The organism is Spongiactinospora gelatinilytica, from assembly GCF_003236385.1.
Classification (GTDB): Bacteria; Actinomycetota; Actinomycetes; order Streptosporangiales; family Streptosporangiaceae; genus Spongiactinospora; species Spongiactinospora gelatinilytica.
This window is the reverse complement of the sequence record NZ_POUA01000436.1, coordinates 1-5,819: the sequence shown is the minus strand read 5'-3', so window position 1 is coordinate 5,819 and position 5,819 is coordinate 1. Positions and strand designations below refer to the sequence as shown.

The 5,819-nt window shown below is 68.6% G+C and carries 8 protein-coding genes; 1 reads left to right on the top strand and 7 read right to left on the bottom strand.

Translation table 11 applies throughout. The features are described 5' to 3' along the window. The 5 genes from C1I98_RS43320 to C1I98_RS34015 all read right to left on the bottom strand — a co-directional run. Positions 1–218: hypothetical protein (locus C1I98_RS43320; RefSeq protein WP_233508419.1), on the bottom strand; the 218-nt coding region annotated here is incomplete at its 3' end. Positions 219–232: 14 nt separating this feature from the next. Continuing rightward, complete coding sequence (locus C1I98_RS34030; RefSeq protein ID WP_199537428.1) at positions 233–733, bottom strand: transglutaminase-like domain-containing protein; 501 nt, start codon at positions 731–733, stop codon at positions 233–235. Positions 734–867: 134 nt separating this feature from the next. Further along, on the bottom strand, positions 868–2,097 hold the full coding sequence (locus tag C1I98_RS34025; RefSeq protein ID WP_111171439.1) for a serine hydrolase domain-containing protein: 1,230 nt from the start codon (positions 2,095–2,097) through the stop codon (positions 868–870). 194 nt (positions 2,098–2,291) lie between these two features. Further along, on the bottom strand, positions 2,292–2,504 hold the full coding sequence (locus tag C1I98_RS43315; RefSeq protein ID WP_199537427.1) for a hypothetical protein: 213 nt from the start codon (positions 2,502–2,504) through the stop codon (positions 2,292–2,294). Positions 2,505–2,675: 171 nt separating this feature from the next. Beyond that, positions 2,676–3,005: a PadR family transcriptional regulator gene (locus tag C1I98_RS34015; RefSeq protein ID WP_111171438.1), complete on the bottom strand. Its 330-nt coding sequence runs from the start codon at positions 3,003–3,005 to the stop codon at positions 2,676–2,678. Positions 3,006–3,231: 226 nt separating this feature from the next. On the opposite strand from C1I98_RS34015, the gene C1I98_RS34010 reads away from it, so the two are divergent. Further along, positions 3,232–3,975: a carbon-nitrogen hydrolase family protein gene (locus C1I98_RS34010; protein ID WP_233508418.1), complete on the top strand. Its 744-nt coding sequence runs from the start codon at positions 3,232–3,234 to the stop codon at positions 3,973–3,975. Positions 3,976–4,051: 76 nt separating this feature from the next. Here the strand turns inward: C1I98_RS34010 and C1I98_RS34005 are convergent, their stop codons facing one another. Both C1I98_RS34005 and C1I98_RS34000 read right to left on the bottom strand, forming a co-directional pair. Next, positions 4,052–4,657: an LLM class flavin-dependent oxidoreductase gene (locus C1I98_RS34005; RefSeq protein WP_111171437.1), complete on the bottom strand. Its 606-nt coding sequence runs from the start codon at positions 4,655–4,657 to the stop codon at positions 4,052–4,054. Positions 4,658–5,161: 504 nt separating this feature from the next. Next, positions 5,162–5,819 (bottom strand): tetratricopeptide repeat protein (locus C1I98_RS34000; protein WP_146607810.1); only part of this gene is annotated, 658 nt, incomplete at its 5' end.

Below are 5,819 nucleotides of genomic sequence, written 5' to 3'. Positions count from 1 at the left end.
GGTGGGCACAGGGTCTGGCCGTGTGCGCGGAACAGTTCGTCTCGTGAGTCGAAGTACCCCAGGTCGGCGCGGACATTGGCGGACAGGTCGCAGCTCGACGTGGAAGCGCCGTCCCAGTCCACCGCCGTCCGGGTGATGGCCTCGAAAAGGGTTTCAGCGCCGCTGTTGGTGAAGCCGGTGCTCATGCAGAGGCCGTCGTAAAGGTCGGAGATCGGCACCCAGGCCCCGTCGATCAGAAACTCCGGCCAGGCCAGGATGACATCGGCCGGGACCACGGCACGTAGCCGGGGAAACGCGGATACCAGAACGTCCCGTCGATCACTCGCCCGCGCACTCGGGTCGCAATGCCGTGTGCGCGGGCCACGGTTTCCAGTACGGCCATACGCTGGCTGCACGAGCCCCGCCCACGGGCGAGCGTCGCCGAGACGGGTTGCTCGTCGTTCACCGCGTACACCGGGCGGATTCGTTCGCCGATCAGCCGGTGCGCGGTTTTCAGCAGGTCGCGCTGGGAGGGGTGCGCATTCGCCTGGGCGGAGAGCCGGGCGGTCTTCTCCGCGCAGGCCGCCAATTCACGGACACGCGGATGGTGCCAGTTGAGGATCGGGGTGGGAGCAGTACCGCCTTGAACCGGCCTCAGGAGCGCCGATCCCGCACGCCGCCGACACCAGGGACCGAGTAATCGCAAGGTCACGAGGCCGCTCCATTCAATGGGCTTTTCGACTCCGGCCTCCATTGTGCATCGTGGAATGGTGATGGCCGGTTGGGGCGGCGGGCAGTAGGCCACCTGCCATACCGGAAGGTGGGCCACCTGCCGTACCGGAAGGTGAGCCGCCTGCCGTACCGGAAAGCCCTGGGCCGAACGGCAGGTCAGTCGTCGATCACCTGGTAGAGCGTGGTCCAGAAGTCGTGCATGGCCCGCGCCGAATCCGGGGTGGACATCCCGACCTGGGTGAGCAGAATGCCGATGAGCCCGTTTTCCGGGTCGGCGTAGGTGGAGGTCCCCGTGCCGCCGTCCCAGCCGAACTGGCCGATCGGCGCGAAGTCGCCACGGTACGTGCGCACCGCCATCCCGAAGCCCCAGCCGCCGTGCTGTCCCGTGCCATATGACACATGGACGAAATTGCGGGCCCAGGATTCCCGGGTGGCCAGTTGCTCGGCCGGGAGGCGGTTGGTGGTCATCAGCTCGACCGAGGGCCGGGACAGGATCCGCCGGCGCCCGTGCCTCCCTCCGTTGAGCAGCATCCGGAAGTACGCGTGATAGTCATCGACGGTCGAGGCCAGCCCGCCGCCGCCCGACTGGAAGGCCGGGGGCGTACTGTAGCGTCCGCCCACGGCCTCGTCCCAGATGTTCATTTCGCCGGTCTCCGGGTCGGGCGCGTAGCTGGGCGGCAGCCGGTCGATCTTGGCGGCGGGCACGTGGAAGCCGGTGTCCCGCATCCCCAGCGGCTCGAAGATGCGCTCGCGCAGGAACTCCTCGAACGGCCGGCCGGTGACCCTGGCGACGAGCACGCCAAGCAGGTCGTTGCTGATGTGGTACTGCCACCGCTCTCCAGGCTGATACATCAGCGGCAGCGTGCCGAGGCGGCGCATCCACTCGTCCGGCTCGGGCGTCGGCAACGAGCCCTGCGTGTAGATCTGCCGCTCGAAGATCGCGGCCCCGATCGGGGTGCCCGCCATCGTCACGTCCACGCCGAGCCCGAACGTGGAGGTGAGCAGGTCCCTCACGGTGATCGGACGCCGCGCCGGCACCGTGTCCTCCAACGGGCCGTCGGCCCGCTTCAGCACCCGGCGGTCGGCGAGCTCGGGCAGCCACGGCTCGACCGGCTCGTCCAGCCGCAGCCGGCACTCGTCCACCAGGACCATCGCCGCCGCCACCGCGACCGGCTTGGACGTCGAGGCCATCCGGAAGATCGTGTCCCGGCGCATCAGCGCGCCACCGTCATGGCGCATCGTCCCGATCGCTTCGACGTGCGCCTCACCACCCCGGCTGACCAGGGCGACCAGCCCCGAAATCCTACCGGACTCGACATGCCGGGCCAGTACCTCGCGCAGTCTGCGCAGCCCTGTTTCGGAGAAGCCGTTGTCGCCTTTTCCCATGATGAATCTCCTCAGAATCGTGTTCGGTCGTGCAGAACCCGCCCGGCGTTATGCTCATGGGCTTTCATCGGCCATGCACGGGGAGGCGGCTGTCGCCGCCTTGATGCCGCCGCTGAAAAGCGGCAGGGAGGAACCGCCGGGCAGTCAGGGAAAGTGCTGCTCGGCTTCAGACGGCACAATGTGCCGGGATGATCTCAGGCCGTATTGTCGCCCTGGCCGGTGGCGCGGGTAATGGCGTCGGTCAGCCGCTTACGCGCGCGGGCGGGGACGTAGCCGCCCTCCGTGTAGTTCTTGACGAACTCCTCGACGAACTCCAACGGATTCTCTCCGGTGATCTGGCGGATCGGCGTCCCGCCCGCCACGGCCTGCTCGAACAGGTCCGGCGAGGTCGTCGAACCTCGCCGCATCGCGGTCGCCGTCGGTCGGCACGAAGTGCATCATGTACTGCTCGATCGCCTCGACCGCCCCGCGATGGTCCGGCGGAAGTCGCCTCACGCGCGCCTTGTACTCCCGCCGGCGCCGCTTGGGGCCGATCATCTTTGCGAGAAGGCCGCCTCTTTCATCAGCATCGGGCATGGTCACCTGCCTCCTTTGCGGAGCCGTTCGAGCCGTTCTGCGAGGAAGCTCCAGGTCCTCCAGAATTCTTGGAGGTACTCCTGTCCCTGCGCATTGAGGGAGTACACCTTGCGCGGCGGGCCTTTGTCGGACGGGACCTTCTGCACATCGACGAGGCCACGTTGTTCGATCCTGACCAGCAGCGCGTAGATCGTGCCCTCGGCGATGTCGGAGAAGCCCTGATCTCGCAGCCACGCCGTGATCTCATAGCCATAGGCGGGCCGTTCGGACAGGATCGCCAGGACGATGCCCTCCAGTGTGCCCTTGAGCATCTCGGTCGCCTGCTTGCCCATTGGCCACTCTCTCCAGCTACTCAGTGACACTGACTACGTAGTAGACAGTACACCGATCACCGGTACATAGCAACACTGAATAGCGGGTCGGATGGCCGTGACGGTCGATACCGCGAGTGAGCGAATACGGGCGGGCCTGGTCCCCAGCATCAGCCCGGCCGGTCCGTGCCGCGCGGCGGCCCTGCCCGTATCGTGGTGGTCCTGACGGATTCCCGAGGAGGATGGCGTGATTCCTTCCGAGAAGGGCGACACTCTTTCCGAGGAGGGCGACGTGATCACCATCGCCGTCGCGCAGCCCGCCTGCGCGCCCGCCGACGTCCCGGCCAGCGCCGCGGCTCACGCTGAGATGATCCGGGCCGCCCGCACCGACATCGTCCTTTTCCCCGAACTCTCGCTGACCGGCTACGAACTGGACGCGCCACCGATCAGCCCGAACGATGACGACGCCCTCGGACCCATCGTCGAGGCATGCGCCGCCACCGGCGCCCTGGCACTGGCCGGCGCTCCGATCGAGGAGGGCGGCCGTGAGTACATCGCGATGATCGCCGTTGACGGTACGGCGGCGCGGGTCGCCTACCGGAAGATGTGGCCGGGCGAAGCCGAGAGCCGCCGTTTCACCCCCGGACGGTCCCCGGCCGCGATCGAGGTCCGCAGCCGGCGACTGGGCCTGGCGATCTGCCGCGACTCGGGCATCCCGCAGCACGCGGCCGACACCGCGGCCCTGGGCATCGACGCCTACCTCGTCGGCGCGCTGTTCAGCCCTGCGGGCGCGGCGCAACGTGACGCGCGTATGCCCCAGATCGCGGCGGAGTTCGGGGTGTGGGTGGCCGTGGCCAGTTACGCCGGGGCGACCACTGCGTACCCCGTGACCTCGGGCGGCTCGGGCGTCTGGTCACCGGACGGACGCCTCGTCACCCAGGCCGGTCCCGCTCCCGGTGCCTTCGTGGTGGCCAAGCTGGCCCTGACCTGATGGGCCAAAGCCGAGATCAGTACGAACCGCCGGGGATCAGTCCGAACCGCTCGGCGAACGCCGACAGTTCCCGGCGCTAATCGTCCGGCTCGGTGGCGCCGGCGCTCACGACGACGCGGGTGACCCCCTGCTCGGCCAGTTCCTCGACACGCTCGACAGGCATGTCCAGCGACCCGAACCGGGTGTACTCAAGCGAGTCCGGATCACGTCCCGCCTCGGCCGTACTCGCCCGGGCCAGCTCCCACTGCGCGGCCCGCTCCTGCGCATCCAGCGCACCCCCGGGAAAGAAGCCGTCACCGAGCCGGCCCGCCCGCCGCGCCGCCGCCCGGCTCGAACCGCCGATGTGGACCGGCAGGGTGGCGCTGAGCGGTTTCGGGAAGCTGCACACCGCCTCGAAGGAGAAGAACTCACCGTCGTGGTCCGCTCCCTCGTCGCCACCCGCCCAGAGCGCTCGGATGACGCGGATCGCTTCCTCGGCCCTGCGCCCACGCGTGGCGAAGTCGACTCCCATGGCTTGTGCCTCGCGCGGCAGGCTGCCCAGGCCCACGGTCAGCAACCGCATCCTGCCCCGGGACAGGACGTCGATGGTGGCCAGTCGTTTGGCCGGTTTCTTCTCCCGTGATGGGGGCGGTGGTTGAACGCTGGTGTGCTTGGAACTGCGCCCAAGGTAAAACCTTGACATCGGCGTCAAGGCAAGTCGGTTCGCTGCGGCGCAGGTCGCGGGGGATCGGGGGGTGACATCTGGCGCTCCGGTGGATGGCACTGGAACTGCGCAGAGCCACGACACACGCGAAACGGTGGAAACCGGGCGGCCGGCGCAGGGGACGCGAGGACCGGGGATTGCCGTAAGGATTGGCACGGCCACTGAGGCGATCGGGAGCCGGCCTGCCCCTGTTGAGAGGGCGGGTGAACGGGCTGTCCTATTGCACGAGGGATTCAGGACGACCGGCGCACCTACAACGCGAGTGGAGAGAACAAGAGACCCACTAACGGCTGCGGTTCATCCCCACGCGTGTGGGGAGGACCCTTCGCCAGCAGGCAGAATGCACGCGACCTGCGCTGTTGGGGATGTCGGCGTTTGTCGGTGATCCACTCTTCATATCAGGTGGATCAGGGGCATGAGTTTCCGAATGAGAGACCGGCTTCGAGTCGCCAGGTTCGTGGTCGGGCCGGGGCACGAGCGTGATCAGGGCGAACGGCTTGCAGCATGCAGCCGCTCGCGGATGGTCGATGCCTCCGGCGTGCCGAGGACTTCGTGGAGGCGCAGCGCCCTGCTCCAAGCCGCCCGCGCCTCCTCCCCCTCCCCGCGCGCCTGGTGGCAAAAAGCGACACCGTCCAGCGCGCACGCCCGCCGATAGTCGTCACACAGCTCGTCGGCCAGCAGCACGGCGACCTGGTGGTGACCGAGCGCCCGCGTGGGGTCACCCATCGCGCGTACCGTCTCGCCCAGCTCGTTCAGCAGGTCGGCTTCGCCGGGCTGGTTGCCGAGTTCGCGGGTGATGGCCAGCGCCTGGTGCAGGTGATCGTGGGCCTGCCACAGGTCCCCCAGCACCCGGAACATGATCCCGAGGTCCCCCAGCGCGTTGGCCTCGCTGAGCCGGTCGCCGAAGCGCCGCGCCATCGCGGCCACCTGCCGGGCCAGGTTCAGGGTCCGGTGATCGGGGCCGAGTACGCGGGAGTGCCGCCCCTGCCGTTCGTACCAGATGTCGGCCTCTTCGCACACCGGCCGGTCGGCCAGCTCCCGCGCGATCGCCAGGGATCGGACCAGGTTGCCGTCCGCCTCACCGTGCCACCCGAGGTGCTGCTGCGCCATCCCGAGGTTGCCCAGCGCGTACCCCTCCCCG